This is a genomic window from Pedobacter namyangjuensis (assembly GCF_003313325.1).
GTDB lineage: Bacteria > Bacteroidota > Bacteroidia > Sphingobacteriales > Sphingobacteriaceae > Pedobacter > Pedobacter namyangjuensis.
This window is the reverse complement of record NZ_QMHQ01000010.1, coordinates 1-1226: the sequence shown is the minus strand read 5'-3', so window position 1 is coordinate 1226 and position 1226 is coordinate 1. Positions and strand designations below refer to the sequence as shown.

At 37.9% G+C, this 1226-nt stretch carries 1 protein-coding gene; it reads left to right on the top strand.

Annotated elements, in window-relative coordinates; all coding sequences use genetic code 11:
* The first annotated feature begins 187 nt into the window (after nt 1-187).
* Nucleotides 188-1003, top strand: a complete 816-nt coding sequence (locus DUT69_RS18955; RefSeq protein WP_113638283.1) for an OmpA family protein — start codon at nt 188-190, stop codon at nt 1001-1003.
* Nucleotides 1004-1226: the final 223 nt, after the last annotated feature.

Genomic DNA, 1226 nt, shown 5'->3' with positions numbered 1-1226 from the left:
AGAGAGCTGCTGAGAAATCCATACTTTCCATTATCGGCAGCTGCTGAGCTTGGCGACGAAGCGCATTGGCCATCGCCTTATTTGAGAGCGAAGCCCTAATATCCAACATAGTTGTACGTTAATTCGGCCGCTTTTTTTGTAAAGAACTAAGTTTTTTTATCTTTATGTGGCCAAATGATGTACATCTATGCTAAATAAGGGTTTGATATTAATCCTCTTCTGTTTCGTTCTCTCTTCCAGAACCGTTTTTGCGCAAACGCAAAAGATTACTAGTTTCTTTTTTGAAACAGACCTAAGTGTATTGGACGAACGACAAAAAGAGGCCTTTAAGCAGTTTGTAAGCGAACTTGATACCAAAGAAATTACTTCTATTTCTATATTGGGTTATTGTGATGATAGAGGTAGAAAAGGCTATAACGATACGCTTTCGGTAAAGCGAGCCAATTACATTAAGGCGTTGCTGGAAGAATTAGCCATTAACACTGATAAAGTGAAACTTTTAACGGGCAATGGGAAGGTCAACTTGGCAAATCCGCAAAATGTAATAGAGCAGCGAGCTTACAATAGAAGGGTGGATTTAGTAATTGGCTATGTGGCCAAAACACTTCATTCCAATGACAACATCCTGTCTGACACGCTTAAGGTTGGGGATAAAATTGTATTGGAAAATATCCTTTTTGAAAACAGCCGATCTGTTCTTTTACAAGAATCAATCCCCGTGCTGGAAAGAATCACTAAAATTATCAAGGAAAAAAAACAATATAACATTGCCATATTAGGGCATATCTGCTGTAATCCTCCCGGTAGGGATGTAAAAGATTTCGAAACGGGCGAATACAACCTCTCTCAAGCTAGGGCAAAAATCATTTACGATTACCTGATTTACAAAGGTGTGGATCCTAAACGGCTTAGCTACAAAGGAATGATGGCCAATTTTCCATTAGGCAAAGGTGAAAAAGCAGATAGGCGTGTGGAGCTTCAAATTACCGGCATCAATAAGTAAGCAATCTTAAATAAACGGCTCTCCGTCGTGGCATAACCTTGTAATCTTTCTGTTAAATTTTTTGCCTATTAAAACCTTTTGCTGCACTTCAAGTTATTTTGTGCAATGCTGGAGTTGTATAAAAGGCGTTTTTAATTTTTACTTTTGATCCTAAAATTATAATTACATGTTCGATAAATTAATGGCTGCGCAAGGCAAAGCCGAAGAAATCAAAAAAAGATTG

Excerpts from the sequence above, each read along its gene's own strand:
- DUT69_RS18955 (WP_113638283.1), top strand. The coding sequence starts at position 188 with ATGCTAAATAAGGGTTTGATATTAATCCTCTTCTGTTTCGTTCTCTCT.